Raw genomic sequence first — 16,612 nt, 5'->3', positions numbered from 1 at the left:
ATGGCTGACCTGCTTCCCGAGCACCCAGAATTTCTCTGGAACAACCCGGACCCGAAAAAGTCCTACGACGCGGTGATCGTCGGCGGCGGCGGGCACGGATTGGCGACCGCCTACTACCTGGCCAAGAACCACGGCATGACAAATATCGCCGTACTTGAAAAGGGCTGGCTGGCCGGCGGTAATATGGCCCGCAACACCACCATCATCCGTTCGAACTACCTGTGGGACGAATCGGCTGGCATCTACGAGCACTCCCTGAAGCTCTGGGAGCAGCTGCCCGAGGAACTGGAATACGACTTCCTCTTCTCCCAGCGCGGGGTCATGAACCTGGCCCACACCCTGGGAGATGTGCGCGAATCGGTCCGCCGCGTGGAGGCGAATAAGCTCAACGGCGTGGACGCCGAATGGCTGAGCCCGGAACAGGTCAAGGAAGCCTGCCCGATCATCAACATTTCCGACGACATCCGCTACCCGATCATGGGCGCCACCTACCAGCCCCGTGCCGGCATCGCCAAGCACGACCACGTTGCCTGGGCCTTCGCCCGCAAATGCAACGAGCTGGGCGTGGACCTGATCCAGAACTGCGAGGTCACCGGAATCCTCAAGGACGGCAACAAGGTCACCGGAGTGAAGACCAACCGCGGCACCATCCTGGCCGGCAAGGTCGCCCTCGCGGGCGCCGGCCACTCCTCGGTGCTGGCCGAAATGGCCGGCGTCGACCTGCCGATCCAGTCCCACCCGCTGCAGGCACTGGTCTCCGAACTCTTCGAACCGGTGCACCCGACGGTGGTCATGTCCAACCACATCCACGTCTACGTCTCCCAGGCGCACAAGGGCGAACTGGTGATGGGCGCGGGCATCGACTCCTACAACGGCTACGGCCAGCGCGGGGCCTTCCACATGATCCAGGAGCAGATGGCCGCCTCCGTGGAGCTCTTCCCGATCTTCGCCCGGGCCCACGTGCTGCGCACCTGGGGCGGCATCGTGGACACCACCATGGACGCCTCGCCGATCATCTCCAAGACCCAGGTCGAGAACCTCTACGTCAACTGCGGCTGGGGAACCGGCGGCTTCAAGGGCACCCCGGGTGCCGGCTGGACCTTCGCGCACACCATCGCCAACGACGAGCCGCACAAGCTGAACAAGCCGTTCGCGCTGGAACGCTTCGAAACCGGCTACCTCATCGACGAACACGGCGCCGCAGCCGTGGCCCACTAAGAAAGGGAACCAGCTCATGATGCTGATTGACTGCCCGAACTGCGGGCCACGCAATGAAACCGAATTCAAATTCGGCGGCCAGGCGCACGTCGCCTACCCGGAGGACCCGCAGGCGCTGAGCGACAAGGAATGGGCCCAGTACCTGTTCTACCGCAAGAACCCCCGAGGCATCAACGCCGAACGCTGGGTGCACGCCGCCGGGTGCCGCAAATGGTTCAACGCCCTGCGCGACACCGTTACCTACGAATTCAAGGCAATCTACGGTGCCGGCGAAGCCCGCCCGGCACTGCAAAACACCGAGGGAGGCACCCGATGAGCACCACCGATTCATACCGTCTGGACGCTGCGCAGGCAGCCGACGCCCGGGTGGACTACGCGCAGCCGCTCGACGTGAAGCTGAACGAGAAGCCGCTGTCCGCGCTGCGCGGGGATACCCTGGCCAGCGCGATGCTGGCCTCCGGCATCCGCCGGGTGGGCGACTCGCTGTACCTGAAGCGCCCGCGGGGCATCTTCGCCGCCGGGGTGGAGGAGCCCAACGCGCTGGTCCACATCCACGCGCGGCACAGCGATGACGTGGACGAGTCGATGCTCGCCGCCCCGGTGGTTCCCGCCGCCCAGGGGCTGTCCGCCCGCACCCTGTCGGGCCTGGGCACCATGGATCCGCGCAAGGACGAGGCCTACTACGACCACGCGCACGTGCACACCGACGTGCTGGTGGTCGGCGCCGGCCCGGCAGGCCTGGCCGCCGCCCGCGAGGCCGCCCGCAGCGGGGCCCGGGTGATGCTGCTCGATGAGCGCGCCGAAGCCGGCGGAAGGCTGCTCGACGCCCCGGACGAACAGATCGACGGGATCGACTCCTGCCAGTGGATCGCCCAGGTCGCCGCCGAGCTTGACGCCGCGGAGGAGACCACTCACCTGCAGCACACCACGGCGCTGGGCAGCTACGACTCGAACTACGTGATCGCCGTGCAGCGCCGCACCGCGCCTCTGGACGATGCCCCGGCTCCGGGGGTCTCGCGCGAACGCGTCTGGCATATCCGTGCCGGTCAGGTGGTGCTCGCCACCGGCGCCCACGAGCGTCCGCTGGTCTTCGAGAACAACGACCGCCCGGGCATCATGCTCGCCGGCGCCGTCCGCTCCTACCTGAACCGCTACGGGGTGCGCGCGGGGTCGCAGATCCTCGTGGCCACCACCAACGACTCGGTCTACCCGCTGGTCACCGAGCTGGCCGCCAGCGGCGGGGTCGTCGCCGTCATCGACGCCCGTGAAAACGTCTCGGTGGCTGCCGCCGAGGCGGTTGGCACCGGGGTGCACGTGATCACCGGTTCGGTGGTCGTGGATACCGAGGCCGGCGCCAACGGCGAGCTGTCCGCCGTCTGGGTCGCCAGCCTGGATGCGCAGAACAATATCGGCGCCGCGCAGCGCCTTGAAGCTGACACCCTGGCCATCTCCGGCGGCTTCAACCCGGTGGTGCACCTGCACTCCCAGCGCCAGGGCAAGCTGGCCTGGGATTCCACCGTGCACGCATTCCTGCCCGCGGCACCCGTCGCCAACCAGCACCTCGCCGGTTCGCTCACCGGCCGCTTCGACACCGCCGGAGCGCTGGCCGGGGGAGCCGCCGCCGGTGCCGCGGCGGCCACCGCCGCCGGTTTCGAGACGATCGCCCGCGTGCCCGAAGCCATCGAGGTGGCTCTGGGCGAAACCCGCCCGGTCTGGCTGATCCCCTCGCGCCAGGGCGAGGATGCGGTGCACTACAAGCACCACTTCGTGGATCTGCAGCGCGACCAGACCGTGGCCGAGGTGCTGCGCTCCACCGGAGCGGGCATGCGCTCGGTGGAACATGTGAAGCGCTACACCTCGATCTCCACCGCCAACGACCAGGGCAAGACCTCCGGGGTGGCAGCTATCGGCGTGATCGCCGCGGTGCTGGGCATCGAAAACCCGGCCGAGATCGGCACCACCACTTTCCGTGCCCCCTACACCCCGGTCTCCTTTGTCGCCCTCGCCGGGCGGAACCGCGGCCAATTGCTGGACCCGGCCCGCGTCACCGCCATGCACCCCTGGCATCTGGCCCAAGGCGCCGCGTTCGAGGACGTCGGGCAGTGGAAGCGCCCCTGGTACTACCCGCAGGCGGGGGAGGACATGGACGCGGCGGTCTACCGCGAATGCGCCGCGGTGCGCGACTCGGTGGGCATGCTGGATGCCAGCACGCTGGGCAAGATCGAGATCCGCGGGGCGGATGCGGCCGAATTCCTCAACCGCATCTACACCAACGGCTACACCAAGCTGAAGGTCGGCATGGGCCGCTACGGGGTCATGTGCCACGCGGACGGGATGATCTTCGATGACGGGGTGACCCTGCGCCTGGCGCAGGACCGCTTCCTGATGCACACCACCACCGGCGGCGCCGCAGAGGTGCTGGACTGGCTGGAGGAGTGGCTGCAGACCGAGTGGCCGGAACTGGATGTCGTGTGCACCTCGGTCACCGAGCAGCTGGCCACCGTCGCGGTGGTCGGGCCGAAATCCCGCGCGGTGATCTCCAAGCTCGCCCCGGAGCTGGACGTGTCCAACGAGGCGTTCAAGTTCATGGCCTTCGCGGATACCACGCTGGAAAACGGCACCCCGGCACGGATCAGCCGGATCTCCTTCTCCGGGGAACTCGCCTTCGAGATCGCGGTGCCGAGCTGGTACGGGCTGGGCACCTGGGAGGCCGTCTACGCGGCCGGCGAAGAATACAACATCACCCCGTACGGCACCGAGACCATGCACGTGCTGCGCGCCGAGAAGGGTTTCATCATCGTCGGGCAGGACACCGACGGCACGGTGACCCCGCAGGACGCGGCCATGGGCTGGGTGGTCTCCAAGCTGAAGGACTTCGTGGGAAACCGCTCCTTCAACCGCGATGACAACCAGCGTGCGGACCGCAAGCAGCTGGTCTCCGTGCTGCCGGTGGACAAGACCCTGCGCCTGCCCGAAGGCACCGCGCTGGTCGGCGCCGGAACCCCGGTCACCCCGGCCGACGGCCCGGTCCCGATGGAAGGCTGGGTCACCAGCTCCTACAACTCGCCCGCGCTGGGCCGGACCTTCGGCCTGGCCCTGATCAAGAACGGCTTCAACCGCATCGGTGAAGTCCTCAAAGCCCCCGTCGGCGACCAGCTGGTCGACGTCGAGGTCTGCGAAACCGTCCTCTACGACCCGGAAGGCAGCCGCCGAGATGGCTAAGCACAGCGTAATCGAACCAACCACCGATCTGCGCCGCTCCCCGGCCGCGCACCTGGCCGAGGCGATGGCCCAGGCCTCCGTCGCCGGGACGCGCGCCGTCGCATTGCGCGAGATTGCGCTGGCCACCGCCGTGTCGCTGCGCGCGGTTCCCGGCAGCGCCGGGCACCAGGCGCTCGCGGCGGCCACCGGTGTGGGCTTGCCGGCCGGCGTCGGCGAGGTCGCCGGGTCCATCGAGGGCACCGCGGTGCTCTGGCTCGGGCCGGATGAATTCATGGCCTTCAACGCCGCCGGGGAGGAGCTCACGCAGCCGCTGGACTCCGCCCTGGGTCAGGCGCCGGGCCAGGTCATCGACCTCTCGGCGAACCGCGCGGTGCTGGAGCTGCGCGGCGCGGCGGCCAGCCTGGTGCTGCGCAAGAGCTGCCCGGCCGATCTGCATCCGCGGGCCTTCGCGGTCAACCAGGCGATCACCACCACGGTTGCCAACGTGCCGATCCTGCTCTGGCGCACCGCGGAGAATAGCTGGTATGTCATGCCGCGCGCCTCGTTCACCGAACATGTGGTGCACTGGATGATCGACGCGATGGCCGAGTTCGGCTCGGACCCGGTGATCTAGCCGCAGCACGATCGGGAACAAGAAGACGCCTGGCGGGCCGGTCCATTTTCGGGCCGGCCCGCCGGTGCCCCACGGTCTGGTTTTAATGCTCAATCACCGAAGGGCTCCCGCAAGGGGCGAGCAAATCCGGCATGCGCTGGCCCTGCGCTCACCATCGGCGAACTGAAGCAGTACACAGCAAACCGGCCGCCGAGGCAAAGCTGATGCAGATCCTCTCTGCGGAACCCTCCAGTAAGCTCTCGGGGCGCACGATCAGCACTCACCACTCATCCCGGCCCGCTTGCAAAGGCGCCAAGCCGTACCACCAGGCGTGGGACCCGCGGGGTCAATACCGTCGGTGCCGCCGCGCATTGCGTAAACGCGGAGCCTTACGAGGGCCCGATCATCGCCCAGCAGGTCCAGGATGTGGATCGTACCTATACCGCCGAGTGCCGCGTGTTCCTCTGGGGCAACCGCACGGTGGTGCAGCGCGAAGCCAATGGCCAACATGGGTGCCCGGCACCGGAAGCCGAGCACGCATGATCGTTCCCCGCCGCGGTTTTCTAGTGCGGCTCCGGGCCGCAGTGCGTGGTGATAAAACGGCTCAACGCCCGCTTCGGGCCGAGCTTCTGGAACAGGTAGGGGAAATCCGCCCACTGCTCGGGAACCAGATTTTGACCCTTCATACCCCACTGGCCTCCGTCCGCATTCAGACAGCGCAGCCTGTCATGAAGCCGGTATTCGACCTCCAGATCCACCGCCTGCCGCAGCGCATCCTCAATGGCCGACGGGAGCAAGGCAAGAATCAATGCGAACAATTCTGGGCTCACCCCGGCCTTTTCCCACCGTGCGGCGTAGTCGCGCCAATGATCCACGCGCAGCGTCCCGGTGCCATGAAGCAACCCGCGGCTGGCCAAATTGTGGCCCATGAACTGCGCGAAATTCCCGGCGTAGAGCCCGGGCGGGTTGTAGGGGTGATCCAAGAGCACCCCGGTCCACCGTCGTTCCCAGGCAAGCCGCGAGCCCTTGGCCGCGGGCTCGGTCATTGGCAGGCCATAGGCGTCAAGCTGCTCGGTGTAAGACATGTTTACTTCCCTTTCATCGACTTGTCCGCGGATACTGACCGCCGACCGGTTCTTCCCCTGGGGCACCCCGCTCGCTGAGGAGGGTTGCCGCGCAGCTAGCCAGGTACTTGACGCTGCGACTCGTGAACCTGCCAATCATCCTAGGACAGCGAACCGACACTTTAGCTCCGGGCGGATCTTGCGCGTTCTATGTCCCTCGCCGAAGGCCTTCACCAGCGAGGGCCTTCGGCGTAGGATATGGCAGATGCAGTGCGCGCAATCCGGTCTTGAGCTCGGCCCGGTGGCGGCTTCTTATCTTGGGGATGAAGGCCGCGGATTCCTGCCCTTGAGGGCACGGACCTTCATGGTGACCCGTCCGAACGGGCATTTCGCGCTGTGTTCCACGCACAGCGCACAGGGTGGAAACAGGGGACGTTCCAATGAACGGCAAGAAGAAATCCAGATTTTTGGCTCTCATCACCGCGGCCTTGGCGGGCGCGGCGCTGATGCTGGCCGGCATGGCACCGGCCGCGGCGCTGGTGCCAATCTCGCGATCCGGCGATACGGGGACCATCAACTACGTCAACCTCGGCGACTCCTACTCGGCGGGCTTCGGCTCGGGAACCATTAAACCCGGGCCTTTTCCGGATTGCCTGCAAACCACCGGGTCAACTCACGTCACCATGATCGACGCGCTACGCGGCGTGCAACTGATCGCAGATGCCGCCTGCGCAGGGCTGGACACCGCGCAGATAACGGCCACCGCTGCCGCGGTAGCCCCGCAACTGGCGCAAGCGGATCTGGTCACGCTCAGTCTGGGCGGAAATAATCTCCAGTGGGGGCAAACAGTCTCAGCCTGCAGCGCCCAGGGCACCGCCGCGAGCTGCCAGCAGATGCTCAAACTCGGCTACGCCTCCATGCCTGCTCTGCGCTCCGAGGTCGGAGCCACGCTGCAGCACATCGATGCGGCAACTCGCGCAAAAATCCTGGTTGTGGGTTATCCGCAGTTATTCACCACCTCCAATGGCGACCAGCCGCTGATCACGGCCAAGAACGCCCGGGCGCTGAACAAGCTGGGGGATGCGCTGAACCGGAATATCAAGATGGCCACCAAGGGTTCGAACGCGTCGTTCGTTTCGGTCACCGGCGCATTTAAGAACCACGGACTGGGTGCCGCGGATTCCTGGATCAGCTTTAATCTGGCGAACCCCGCCGATCCATTTAACCTGCATCCGACGAGCACCGGATACCAGGAGGGCTACTACCCGGCAGTCAAACGCCATATCAACCTGAAAAAATTGGCGCACAGCCAGGAAGGCCAGAATAGGTATTCGCACTAGAAGCACCCGGCCGGCTAACTCTGACGGCGAACCCGGCGGAAAACCGTCTTGGCCGTACGTCTTGCTCGCTGCGGACCGTGAAACTTGCGGACAAGACAGCGGCGCGCTGGCATACTGGGATTAGCGACGCAAACCCGTTGCGGCGGATGAAAATCCGCACTCGGCACGATCCGTGGGAGTCCTGATGACTGAGCGTATTTTGTTGGTTGGCGTTGAACTGGGGCAGGCACCGGCGGTCCTTGAAGCCGTCATCGAGCTGGCCGAGGCCACGGGCGCGAAGGTCATGTGCCTCTACGCGGACTCGGGCCGATTCGTCACCGAACGCCTGCCCACCGGAGAAATAGTCGAAGACACCACCTTCGACGGGGACGAACAGTTTCAGCAAGATTTCTCCCCGGCGCTCGCCGAACAGCTTTCGAAGGCCTTCGCCGGGACGAAGATCAGCTGGGCGGCGCGCACGGTCGCCGGAGATCCTGCCAAAGCTCTGATGCGGGTCGCCGCAGAGCTTGACGCGCAATTGATCGCCATCGGCACCCGGCGTCCGGGACTGCGCAGCAGGATGGAAGAGCTGATGGATGGTTCGATCGCCGTTGCGCTGGCCCATCGGCAGTCCCGCCCGGTGCTCGTTGTCCCGCAGGTTCCCGGCTTCTTTGAGGCGCAGCCCGCCAAGTCATGAAACTTCGCTCGGCGGCGAAAATGTTTCTCTGGCTGGGCCGCTGGCCTACGATGAAGCCATGACTCGGCGTAACGTAGATCTTGCAATCATTGGCTCCGGTTCCGGCAATTCGCTGATTACCGACTACTGGGATGACAAGCAGGTAGCTATCGCCGAAGGCTCAACTTTCGGCGGCACCTGCTTGAATGTCGGTTGCATCCCGACGAAGATGTTCGTCCGCCCCGCCCATCTGGCCCGCGGGACCGAGGAAGCGGCCCGGCTCGGGGTGCAGATGGCCGTGGAGAAGGTCGACTGGCTGGCCATCCGCGACCGGATATTCGGGCGCATCGACCCGATCTCCGCAGGCGGCGAAGACTACCGCAAGCGGTTGGAGAACGTCGAGCTCATCTCCCAGTTCGTCACGCTGCGCGAAGGCAAAACCCTGCGGGCCGAAGACGGCACCGAAATCACCGCCGAGCAGCTGGTCATCGCCGCTGGTTCCCGCCCCACCATGCCCGAGCTGGAAGGCATCGAGCTGGACGGGGTGCACACCTCGGACACCATCATGCGGCTGGCGAAGCTTCCCGAACGGCTGGTGATCATCGGCGGCGGCTACATCGCCTGCGAATTCGCCGCAATCTTCTCCGCGCTGGGCACCGAGGTCATCCAGCTGGTCCGCTCCGGAGCGCTGATGCGCCACCTGGATGCCGAAATCCGCGGGGCCTTCAACGCAGAAGCGACCGGCCACTGGCAGGTGCGCTATCACACCGAAGCCCGCGCGCTGCGCCCGGCCGATTCCGGGCTGGACGTGGTGCTCGGGTCCGAAACGCTGCGAGCCGACGCGGTGCTGGTGGCCATCGGCCGCACCCCGAATACGGATCTGATCGGCGCGCGGGAAGCCGGCCTGGATCTGCACGAGGACGGCCGGCTGCAGGTGGATCAATACCAGCGGGTGCTGCGCGGCGGGCAGCCGGTGACCGGCACCTACGCGTTGGGGGACATCAGCTCACAAACGCAGCTGAAGCATGTGGCGAACTACGAGGCGCGGCTCGTCGCCCACAACTTGGAACACCCCGGGCAGCTGCGCAAGAACTCCGATCGTGCGGTCCCGGCAGCGGTGTTCACCCACCCGGAACTTGCCACCATCGGGCTCACCGAGGAAGAAGCGCGCGCGCAGCTCGGAGCGGAGCACCTCACCGTGAAGACGCAGAAGTTCGGGGACACCGCCTATGGCTGGGCGATGGAGGACCGCTCCGGTCTTTTCAAGGTGCTGGCCGACAAGCGCACCGGCCAGCTGGTCGGCGCGCACGCCATGGGGCCGGAGGCCTCGAACCTCATCCAGCCGGTGATTATGGCGATGAACCTGGGCATCGATGCGCACACCGCGGCCACCGGCCAGTACTGGATCCACCCGGCGCTGATGGAGGTCGTGGAAAACGCCCTGCTCGGTTTGGATGTCCCGGACTCTGGGCTGCTCTAAACCTCGAAATACAGTGCCAGGTGCAGCTTGCACCCGGGGTTGAAGAGCGCATCGCAGGCAGGGCAATGGCTCGCGCCCAGATAGTCCGTGACGCTCAGCTGCGCTTTGCAGACTCCGCAGAGCACCGCCGGTTCGCCGAAGCGCTCCGCGGGCCAGAGTCGTACCTGGTGGCCGGCGACTTCCGCGTGGCACAGGTGGCACGGATAGTACTGTCCGCAGCAGAAGTGCTTGATAGCGATGATATCGACGTCCTGATGATAGTGGGCGCAGCGCGTCTGCGGGTCGACCTCGACCCCGCGGACCGTGGGTGTATCGCTCATTTGTGCTCCTTGGTTCGTGCAGCGCCCGAGAGCCTGCGGTGCTCCTACGCTACCGCGAGGACGCGCGTTGCCGGGCAGAACCCGAAACCATTGTGCATTGATGCACGCTCGATGTGCGAAAGCGGAACCCGCAATGGGGCGCCAACACCTACCTTCCAAGGGTGATCCAGGACATACTCGTGATTGATCATCACAGGTGGGGTTCGGTGGCTGAATGAATAATATTTTTAGTCAGTGCCCTGGTTGGTGCGGTGCTAGGCAGGCATGCTGGTGGAGCGGGCTAGCCGTGTGGGGGTGAATGGAAAATTTATTCACTCATCGTCTTGCACCAGATTCGTGGATGGCGGTCCGGTCGCAGCGGAACGGCAGCCCGGTCTGCGGGTGCTGGGACTGTTGTTCGGTCCAGATGGGAAACCGTCAGTTGCTCCTCTGACTCACATTGCTCGATGCCCGACCTGGCAGGGGGTGCAGCTCGGCGCTCACCGGTGTTGGTACGAGGTTCGTTTGGTTCTGGATGTCCACTCGCCGCACTCCGCAGGCATTGCAACGCACGTAGATGACATAGCCGATCGAAGTAGGGTGCTTGGACTCGCTGATCCAGCTGTGCTCGTGGGTGCCGACGAGCGACGTGTTTTGCTGAGTTTTGATGTTCTGTTTAATGTGCATACTACTACCATGATGTAATGGTCTTATGCATCTCAACCCTTACGGAGAATATGCGGTTCTGCTAGCTGCCTCGCTCGCCTCGTCCTGGCCGGAAGACCGTGCCGGAATCGTCTCTCGCGCACGGGAATTCGGAATGACAGTTCCCTTTCCCGAGGAAACGGGGGACTACATTGCGGTTCGCCGTGTCATCGACGACTGGCTGACCGTGGTGGATGCACCGGACCCGCAAGAGCGTGCACGCATCCTCAATGAGCACATGGCCACCGCCTCTGCGTATCCGCGGCTTACCGACCACGATGATGAAGGGTGGCATCTGCACTACCGGGATGACGACGCGCGCGCCTTGCCCCACGTGCTCTCGGCTGTCTTCAGCGTGGGAACCGCCTTGCATCTCACCACCCGTGGGATGCACCGGCTGCACCGCTGTGCCGCGGGAGCGACGCCGGGGGATCCCTGCACGGCGGTGGTGGCCGATGTGACGCGCAACGGACGGCAGCAGTATTGCTCGGTGCGCTGCGCGAATCGGGCGGCTGTGCGCAGGCATCGTGCCCGAGCGGCGGCGGGCAGCGACTAGTGCGGACTGGCTGCAATCGAGGGGCAACGGGTTCGGGGCTGCCCTTTGCCTGGGTAGTGCGCCAGTTCAGCAGTCGAAGGGCGGGATGAACCAGTTGCCATTTGCGGCGGCATCGTTCAGCGCACGCACCGTCGCATGCACCGCCTTGTTGCGCAGCGCCTCCTCGCGGCCCACCAGCCAGTACTCCGAGGTGTAGGCGAACTGATCGTGCAGCACCGGCGCCAGGGTCGGGTACTGCTCGGAGAGGAAGACCGGCAGCAGGCCTAGTCCGGCGTGGTTCATTGTCGCGGCGAATTGCACCGCGATACTGGTGGAGGACACCGAGCGGCGCATCGGCGGAAATAGGCTGGTTGCGTCGTCGAGCTTGTCCGCGGTCAGCGCGGTGTCGATGTAGTAGTTCAGATAGTGCTCGCGCAGGCCCTCCAGCGTGGTGGGGGTGCCGCGCCGCTCCAGGTACTCGGCGGTGGCGTAGAGCCGCAGCTCATAGTCCATCAGCTTCGGGGAAACCGCGCGGTGAGCAACGCGGGCCGGCCGGTGCAGGGCCAATCCCTGATGGTGCTGGGCCTGGGCGGGGTGGGCATGGCGGCGCTGCTGGTAGCCATCGCCCATACCGCAGGCTGGAAGCGCCCGGCCCGGCTGATCGCGGTGGATATGAACCGCGAGAAGCTCCGGCGCGCACTGGAGCTAGGTGCCACCGAGGCGCTCACCCTCATCGGCTCCTACCTCGGCTCGGCCGTCCCCGCCCGCGACATCCCCTACTACGAACAGCTCTGGCGCGACGGGCTGCTGCCGGTCGAGGAATTGCTTACCGGCCAGCGCCCGCTGAGCGAAATCAATCTGGCCTTCGACGAGCTCGCCGATGGGAGCAGCATCCGCCAGTTGATCACCTTCGACTGACCACGCCAGACAACGGCGCCAGCCGTGATAGTTTAGCGATTATGTCCGTGAAGAATGAGCCGCCCGCCTTGCCGAACCTGCGTGAGGCCGGCGGGATTCCCGCCGCCTGGCTCGACTCCATGCGCACGATGCTGTCCGAAGAGCTTCGCCATCTGATGCTTGGCACCAGCGTCGCCGGGCTGGAGCGGGCCCCGGACCTGGGCATCGCGCAGCACGGTTCGCTCGGCGACTACCGGTCCGCCCACGGCTTGAGCACCCGGCGCTTCGAACGCCTCGCGGAGCGGCTGGTGGACTCCCGGTGAGCATCCCCGCACCGACCTCCGGTCCGCGGGCCTTGGCCACGCTGACCGACCGGCAGATCTTCGATTACCTGTGCCTGCGCCAGCCCGCCACGCGCACCGATATCGCCGATTCTCTGGGCCTTTCCAAACCCACCGCCTCCCAGGGGATCTTGCGCCTCCAGGAAAACGGCCTGGTCAGCTCCGTAGCTGCCGACTACGATCCGAAGGCCGCGGTCCGGCGCGGACGTGCCCCGGAAAGCTACGGAATCAACCAGGACTTCGGCCATCTGCTCGGCCTGAGTCTGGAAGCAGGCACGCTGCTGGGCCGTACCACCGATCTGTCCGGCCGCACCCTGGCCGACGCGCACCTCACGGTGCCCACCGAGGCCAGCGCCGCGGCGGTGCAGCAACTAGCGGCGGACATGGTCCAGGAATTAATTGCCGCCAGCGCGGGGCAGACCCTGGCCGCGGGGGTATCGCAAAGTTCGCCGGTGCAGCGCGCCGGAGAGCAGAGCACGGCGCTGCCCACCCCGGTTTATGCCGGTTCCTCGGCCTCTGTGGCGCCGCTGGTGCGCGAGCAGACCGGGGCTCCGACCAGCTTGGACAATGACGTGAACTGGATGGCGCAGGCACAGATCGCACTCGATGCGGGCCGTGCTGCCGGGTCCTTCGTGCTGCTCTATGTGGGGCCCGGTATCGGCACGGCGTTGGTCATCGACTCCAAGGTGCACCGCGGCGCCAGCGGCACCGCCGGCGAGCTGAGCGCGCAACGCTTCGCGGAACACACCTTCCTGGAGCGATTGCGCGCCGCCGGGCTGACCGAGGCCGGCAGCTCCCGGGTGGATTGCGCCCGCCTGCTGCGGGCGCTGAGCGGGAAGGAACCGGACGATCACCTGGTCGCCGGGCTCACCGAGTTGCTGGCCGACGTGCTGGGCAACCTGCTGGCGTTTTTCGATCCGCACCGCTTGGTGCTCTGCGGTCCGCTGGCTCCCTTCGAGTCCTTCACCATTGGTCTGCAAAGTGCGCTGGCCCGTAGGATGGGGCTGGGAAGAACCGAGTTTGAGGTCAGCACGCTGGGCGAGGATGCGGCACTGCGCGGGGCGCTGCATGGGGCGAGGTCGAAGCATCTGGTTCGGCTTTGGTCCAGCTACCGGGCAGAAGCCGTCTAGGCGTTGACTGCGAACGCCGCCGCCAGCTATTGTAAAGAGTCCTTAATATAGTTTCTGGTTTGCTTTCCGTGGGTACCCCACGGCATGAACCACTTGCAGGGGAGTATCCTGATGGCAACATCTGACGCATCGGCAGCTGAGTCGCAGTACGCTGCCATCGGCCTTGACCTGGGCGGATCATCGATCAAATACGCCTTGGTCGACTCCGCCGGCAAGCTCGTGGAGAGCACCTTCGGCCAGGCCACCACCCCTGAGGGGGCTCACCCGGACGCCGTGGCCCAGGTGATGACGGAGATTATCGGCGAGCTGCAGCGGCTCACCGGCGAAGAGCTGGACGGCATCCCCGCCGGCGTCACCGTGCCCGGCGTGGTGATCGACGGGGTGGTGCATACGGCCGCGAATATCGATGAGGCCTGGATCGGATTGGATGCCACCGCGATGCTGGGCCAGCTGCTGGGCCGCGAAGTTTCGGTGCTCAATGACGCCGACGCGGCGGGCATGGCCGAGGTATACGCTGGCGCCGGCTCGCAGGCCGGCCGGCCGATCAAGGGCAGCACCTTGTTGCTGACCCTGGGTACCGGCATCGGATCGGCGTTCTTCCGCGACGGGGTGCTCTTCCCGAATGTGGAATTCGGGCATCTGGAGATCGACGGCTTCAACGCGGAGAGCAAGGCCGCCGCCCGGGTGATGCGCGAAGAGAACCTCAGTTGGGAGCAGTACATCGCGCGCCTGCAGCGCTACCTGTCCCACGTCGAATTCCTCTGCAGCCCGGATCTGATCGTCATCGGCGGCGCGATCTCCGAAGACCATGAGCAGTTCTTGCCGCAACTGAAGCTGCGGGCCAAACTCGTGCCGGCAGAATACAACAACGCCGCCGGGGTGCTGGGCGCCGCGCATCGCGCCCTGCACTCGGGCACTTAGGAACCTATGCATACCATTGACCCGAACGCCCAAATCAAGCTCGTCGCCGTTGACATGGACGGCACCTTCTTGGACGGTGAGGGCCAAATCCCCGACGCGGCCTGGGCCGTGATCGACGAACTGCAGGATCGGGGCATCAGCTTTGTCCCGGCCTCCGGGCGGCAGTTCGCCACGTTGCGCGAACAGTTCGCGCAATTGGGCGAAATCGCCATCATCGCCGAAAACGGCACCGTGGTGATGCACGGCGAGAACGAGATCTATTCGAACATCATCGCCGGAGAGTCGGTCGCCGCGGTGATCGCCGCGGTCCGCGGCCAAGGGCAGCTGAATGCCGGGCTGGTGCTCTGCGGCCGCCGCACCGCCTATGTGGAACGCAGCGACGCGGCCTTCGCTGCCGCGATCGCCCCGTACTACCGCGCGGTGGAGGTCGTCGAGGACCTGGCCCAGGTGCAGGACGAGATCATCAAGATGGCGGTGAACGTGGGCACCGGCGCGGTCCAGGAGATGGCCGCGGCCCTGGACGTTGAGCTGCAGGTGGTGATCTCCGGAAGCCATTGGGTCGACGCCATGAACCACGGGGTGCACAAGGGCCTTGCGCTCAACGCGCTGCAGGAGAAACTCGGCGTCAGCGCCGGTGAAACGGCGGTCTTCGGTGACTACCCGAACGATCTGGAAATGATCAAGGCCGCCACCTATTCCTTCGCCATGGCCAACGCCCACCCGGTGGTGGCCGCCGCGGCGAACTTCACCGCCCCGGCGAATACCGAGCACGGGGTGCTGCAGGTTTTGCGTGCCTACCTCCAGGGCCGCAGCGAGCTCTGACCCCGTCTGCCTTTGCGGGTGCCGAGTTTCAAACTGGCCGCACCGCGCGGGGCAGGAATTTGGCCGGGAAGCGAAGAACGCCCCCAGTCTCGGCAGGCGGTGACGAAGCTGGGGCGCGGTCAGCCGATGGCCGCGAGGCCGAAAGCCTAGCGGACGTCCTGTTCGGCCAGATGGTTGGCGATCGCGTCGAAGGCGCGGATAGTGGGGAAGAGCTTGGAGGCATCCTGCGGCAGCGGCCAGCTGGAGAGCTTCACGCAGACCATCTTCGTTGCGGGATTCATGTAGATCATCTGCCCGTGGATGCCCAGCGCCAAGGCAACATTCGACTTGGGGTAGGGGAACCAGATCTGATTGCGGTAATGCCCGCCGGGCATCATATTATCGCCCGGTGAATCCGCGAAGGCTTTGAGCTGGTCTTCGGTGGCGGTGAAGGTATCGCGAATCCAATCTGGATCGAAAACCTTCTGCCCGGTCAGCGCCACCCCGTCATTGACGTACAGGTGGCCGAGGCGCGCCAAGTCGCGCAGGGTCGCATTGAAGCCGCCGTCGTACATGCCGGTGCCGAACTGGTCGGTGCCCATCACCAGGTCCTGCTGTGCGCCGATCTTGGCCCATACGTATTCGGAGAGCAGCTGCGCCATGCGCGCGCCGCCAGCCGCCTCCAATACCCAGCCGAGCACGTCGGTCTCGCAGGAACGGTACTCGAACGGACCGCCGTGTTCGGTTTTGGACTTCAGCGTCAGCAGGTAGTCGTACATCCCGATCGGGCCGATCGCGCCGCTGGGTTCGGTCCAGCCGATGGCCTCCTCCAGCAGGCGCACCTCGGCCTTCGGGTCCAGGTACTCCTCGGAGAACTGGATGCCCGAACGCATGTCCAGCAGGTGGCGGACTCTCGCCCCGGCATAGCCCGAGCGTTCCAAAGACGGCACATAGTCGGTGACCAGCGCGTCCACGTCCAGCTTTCCAGCGCCTACCAGCGCGCCCGCCACGGTGCCCACGACGGTCTTGCTCATCGACATCAGCAGGTGGTCGGTCAGCGAGGTCATGGTGTTGTAGTACTTCTCCACCAGTACCCGGCCATTGCGCATCACCAGCAGGCCATCGGTGTTCGTCGAGTTGATGACACCGCGCACGGTCATCGACGGTTCGGACGCGGAGACCTTGGCTACCTCAAGCTCGCCGATCTCCATTTCGGTGAACGGCAGTTTCGCGATCGCGTCATCGCCGCGGGAGACCTTGGTGGTAGGCAGGAACTCGGCGATGTTCTGGAAGGATATCTGGATGTTTTCCGGATACTGCCAGTTGGCGATCGTTAACTCGGTTGTCGCTAGGCCGCTGGTCATCTGCTGGTCCGTCTTCTCTTGGGAACGCTGTTGTGCTCTGTGTTTCGG

18 protein-coding genes, 1 pseudogene and 1 riboswitch are annotated in these 16,612 nt (G+C 65.6%); of the genes and pseudogenes, 14 read left to right on the top strand and 5 right to left on the bottom strand.

The window, feature by feature from the left end; translation table 11 throughout:
- From ACT3TP_RS12390 to ACT3TP_RS12370, 5 genes and pseudogenes are all read left to right on the top strand, one after another.
- Window positions 1–1,218 carry a sarcosine oxidase subunit beta family protein gene (locus tag ACT3TP_RS12390; RefSeq protein ID WP_444620696.1) on the top strand — a complete coding sequence of 406 codons (1,218 nt, stop codon included), beginning with the start codon at window positions 1–3 and terminating at the stop codon, window positions 1,216–1,218.
- 16 nt (window positions 1,219–1,234) lie between these two features.
- Window positions 1,235–1,534 carry a sarcosine oxidase subunit delta gene (locus ACT3TP_RS12385; RefSeq protein ID WP_096286672.1) on the top strand — a complete coding sequence of 100 codons (300 nt, stop codon included), beginning with the start codon at window positions 1,235–1,237 and terminating at the stop codon, window positions 1,532–1,534.
- Window positions 1,531–4,440, top strand: a complete 2,910-nt coding sequence (locus tag ACT3TP_RS12380) for a sarcosine oxidase subunit alpha family protein (RefSeq protein WP_444620695.1) — start codon at window positions 1,531–1,533, stop codon at window positions 4,438–4,440. The genes ACT3TP_RS12385 and ACT3TP_RS12380 overlap by 4 nt, the downstream gene beginning before the upstream one ends.
- Window positions 4,433–5,053 carry a sarcosine oxidase subunit gamma family protein gene (soxG, locus tag ACT3TP_RS12375; protein ID WP_444620694.1) on the top strand — a complete coding sequence of 207 codons (621 nt, stop codon included), beginning with the start codon at window positions 4,433–4,435 and terminating at the stop codon, window positions 5,051–5,053. The genes ACT3TP_RS12380 and soxG overlap by 8 nt, the downstream gene beginning before the upstream one ends.
- Window positions 5,054–5,247: 194 nt before the next feature.
- Window positions 5,248–5,575: pseudogene (locus tag ACT3TP_RS12370) on the top strand (formyltransferase family protein); the annotation flags it as partial.
- A gap of 20 nt (window positions 5,576–5,595) precedes the next feature.
- Here ACT3TP_RS12370 and ACT3TP_RS12365 read toward each other — a convergent pair.
- Complete coding sequence (locus tag ACT3TP_RS12365; protein ID WP_444620693.1) at window positions 5,596–6,117, bottom strand: hypothetical protein; 522 nt, start codon at window positions 6,115–6,117, stop codon at window positions 5,596–5,598.
- A gap of 12 nt (window positions 6,118–6,129) precedes the next feature.
- Window positions 6,130–6,245: riboswitch (SAM riboswitch) on the bottom strand.
- Between the two features lie 291 nt (window positions 6,246–6,536).
- Between ACT3TP_RS12365 and ACT3TP_RS12360 the strand changes: the two genes are divergently transcribed.
- From ACT3TP_RS12360 to ACT3TP_RS12350, 3 genes are all read left to right on the top strand, one after another.
- Window positions 6,537–7,436, top strand: coding sequence for an SGNH/GDSL hydrolase family protein (locus tag ACT3TP_RS12360; RefSeq protein ID WP_444620692.1), 900 nt, complete (start codon window positions 6,537–6,539; stop codon window positions 7,434–7,436).
- Window positions 7,437–7,620: 184 nt separating this feature from the next.
- Window positions 7,621–8,112 (top strand): universal stress protein, encoded by a 492-nt coding sequence (locus ACT3TP_RS12355; protein ID WP_096286678.1) that lies wholly within the window; start codon window positions 7,621–7,623, stop codon window positions 8,110–8,112.
- A gap of 58 nt (window positions 8,113–8,170) precedes the next feature.
- A complete protein-coding gene (locus tag ACT3TP_RS12350; protein ID WP_444616612.1) occupies window positions 8,171–9,571 on the top strand; it encodes a mycothione reductase in 1,401 nt (466 codons plus the stop codon).
- On the opposite strand, the gene ACT3TP_RS12345 is transcribed toward ACT3TP_RS12350, so the two are convergent.
- The gene (locus ACT3TP_RS12345) at window positions 9,568–9,891 is read right to left on the bottom strand and encodes a CHY zinc finger protein (RefSeq protein WP_096286682.1); all 324 of its coding nucleotides are present in this window, start codon (window positions 9,889–9,891) and stop codon (window positions 9,568–9,570) included. The two genes, ACT3TP_RS12350 and ACT3TP_RS12345, sit on opposite strands and share 4 nt — an antisense overlap.
- Window positions 9,892–10,308: 417 nt before the next feature.
- Window positions 10,309–10,557, bottom strand: coding sequence for a hypothetical protein (locus tag ACT3TP_RS12340; RefSeq protein ID WP_096286684.1), 249 nt, complete (start codon window positions 10,555–10,557; stop codon window positions 10,309–10,311).
- Window positions 10,558–10,582: 25 nt separating this feature from the next.
- Between ACT3TP_RS12340 and ACT3TP_RS12335 the strand changes: the two genes are divergently transcribed.
- Window positions 10,583–11,131 carry a CGNR zinc finger domain-containing protein gene (locus ACT3TP_RS12335; RefSeq protein WP_096286686.1) on the top strand — a complete coding sequence of 183 codons (549 nt, stop codon included), beginning with the start codon at window positions 10,583–10,585 and terminating at the stop codon, window positions 11,129–11,131.
- A 66-nt stretch (window positions 11,132–11,197) separates the two neighbouring features.
- On the opposite strand, the gene ACT3TP_RS12330 is transcribed toward ACT3TP_RS12335, so the two are convergent.
- Entirely contained in the window at window positions 11,198–11,623 is a 426-nt protein-coding gene (locus ACT3TP_RS12330) for a LysR substrate-binding domain-containing protein (protein WP_444620691.1), read from the bottom strand.
- Between the two features lie 21 nt (window positions 11,624–11,644).
- On the opposite strand from ACT3TP_RS12330, the gene ACT3TP_RS12325 reads away from it, so the two are divergent.
- The 5 genes from ACT3TP_RS12325 (at window position 11,645) to ACT3TP_RS12305 (ending at window position 15,221) form a co-directional block, all read left to right on the top strand.
- Window positions 11,645–12,028 (top strand): hypothetical protein, encoded by a 384-nt coding sequence (locus ACT3TP_RS12325; RefSeq protein ID WP_176484190.1) that lies wholly within the window; start codon window positions 11,645–11,647, stop codon window positions 12,026–12,028.
- 41 nt (window positions 12,029–12,069) lie between these two features.
- On the top strand, window positions 12,070–12,330 hold the full coding sequence (locus ACT3TP_RS12320; RefSeq protein WP_141393542.1) for a hypothetical protein: 261 nt from the start codon (window positions 12,070–12,072) through the stop codon (window positions 12,328–12,330).
- On the top strand, window positions 12,327–13,478 hold the full coding sequence (locus ACT3TP_RS12315) for an ROK family protein (protein WP_444620690.1): 1,152 nt from the start codon (window positions 12,327–12,329) through the stop codon (window positions 13,476–13,478). Before ACT3TP_RS12320 ends, ACT3TP_RS12315 begins: the two co-directional genes overlap by 4 nt.
- Before the next feature lie 111 nt (window positions 13,479–13,589).
- Window positions 13,590–14,399 carry a polyphosphate--glucose phosphotransferase gene (ppgK, locus tag ACT3TP_RS12310; RefSeq protein ID WP_444620689.1) on the top strand — a complete coding sequence of 270 codons (810 nt, stop codon included), beginning with the start codon at window positions 13,590–13,592 and terminating at the stop codon, window positions 14,397–14,399.
- Between the two features lie 6 nt (window positions 14,400–14,405).
- Window positions 14,406–15,221 (top strand): HAD family hydrolase, encoded by an 816-nt coding sequence (locus tag ACT3TP_RS12305; RefSeq protein WP_096286696.1) that lies wholly within the window; start codon window positions 14,406–14,408, stop codon window positions 15,219–15,221.
- 146 nt (window positions 15,222–15,367) lie between these two features.
- Here the strand turns inward: ACT3TP_RS12305 and ACT3TP_RS12300 are convergent, their stop codons facing one another.
- Window positions 15,368–16,564 (bottom strand): serine hydrolase domain-containing protein, encoded by a 1,197-nt coding sequence (locus tag ACT3TP_RS12300; protein ID WP_444620688.1) that lies wholly within the window; start codon window positions 16,562–16,564, stop codon window positions 15,368–15,370.
- Between the last annotated feature and the right edge of the window lie 48 nt (window positions 16,565–16,612).

The sequence above is a fragment of the Glutamicibacter sp. AOP38-B1-38 genome (assembly GCF_052377485.1).
Taxonomy (GTDB): Bacteria; Actinomycetota; Actinomycetes; order Actinomycetales; family Micrococcaceae; genus Glutamicibacter.
This window is presented reverse-complemented; position numbering and strand designations above follow the sequence as displayed.

Excerpts from the sequence above, each read along its gene's own strand:
- ACT3TP_RS12345 (WP_096286682.1), bottom strand. The coding sequence starts at position 9,891 with ATGAGCGATACACCCACGGTCCGCGGGGTCGAGGTCGACCCGCAGACG.
- ACT3TP_RS12320 (WP_141393542.1), top strand. The coding sequence starts at position 12,070 with ATGTCCGTGAAGAATGAGCCGCCCGCCTTGCCGAACCTGCGTGAGGCC.
- ppgK (WP_444620689.1), top strand. The coding sequence starts at position 13,590 with ATGGCAACATCTGACGCATCGGCAGCTGAGTCGCAGTACGCTGCCATC.
- ACT3TP_RS12390 (WP_444620696.1), top strand. The coding sequence starts at position 1 with ATGGCTGACCTGCTTCCCGAGCACCCAGAATTTCTCTGGAACAACCCG.
- ACT3TP_RS12330 (WP_444620691.1), bottom strand. The coding sequence starts at position 11,623 with ATGGACTATGAGCTGCGGCTCTACGCCACCGCCGAGTACCTGGAGCGG.
- soxG (WP_444620694.1), top strand. The coding sequence starts at position 4,433 with ATGGCTAAGCACAGCGTAATCGAACCAACCACCGATCTGCGCCGCTCC.
- ACT3TP_RS12380 (WP_444620695.1), top strand. The coding sequence starts at position 1,531 with ATGAGCACCACCGATTCATACCGTCTGGACGCTGCGCAGGCAGCCGAC.
- ACT3TP_RS12355 (WP_096286678.1), top strand. The coding sequence starts at position 7,621 with ATGACTGAGCGTATTTTGTTGGTTGGCGTTGAACTGGGGCAGGCACCG.
- ACT3TP_RS12335 (WP_096286686.1), top strand. The coding sequence starts at position 10,583 with ATGCATCTCAACCCTTACGGAGAATATGCGGTTCTGCTAGCTGCCTCG.
- ACT3TP_RS12360 (WP_444620692.1), top strand. The coding sequence starts at position 6,537 with ATGAACGGCAAGAAGAAATCCAGATTTTTGGCTCTCATCACCGCGGCC.
- ACT3TP_RS12300 (WP_444620688.1), bottom strand. The coding sequence starts at position 16,564 with ATGACCAGCGGCCTAGCGACAACCGAGTTAACGATCGCCAACTGGCAG.
- ACT3TP_RS12305 (WP_096286696.1), top strand. The coding sequence starts at position 14,406 with ATGCATACCATTGACCCGAACGCCCAAATCAAGCTCGTCGCCGTTGAC.
- ACT3TP_RS12385 (WP_096286672.1), top strand. The coding sequence starts at position 1,235 with ATGATGCTGATTGACTGCCCGAACTGCGGGCCACGCAATGAAACCGAA.
- ACT3TP_RS12340 (WP_096286684.1), bottom strand. The coding sequence starts at position 10,557 with ATGCACATTAAACAGAACATCAAAACTCAGCAAAACACGTCGCTCGTC.
- ACT3TP_RS12350 (WP_444616612.1), top strand. The coding sequence starts at position 8,171 with ATGACTCGGCGTAACGTAGATCTTGCAATCATTGGCTCCGGTTCCGGC.
- ACT3TP_RS12365 (WP_444620693.1), bottom strand. The coding sequence starts at position 6,117 with ATGTCTTACACCGAGCAGCTTGACGCCTATGGCCTGCCAATGACCGAG.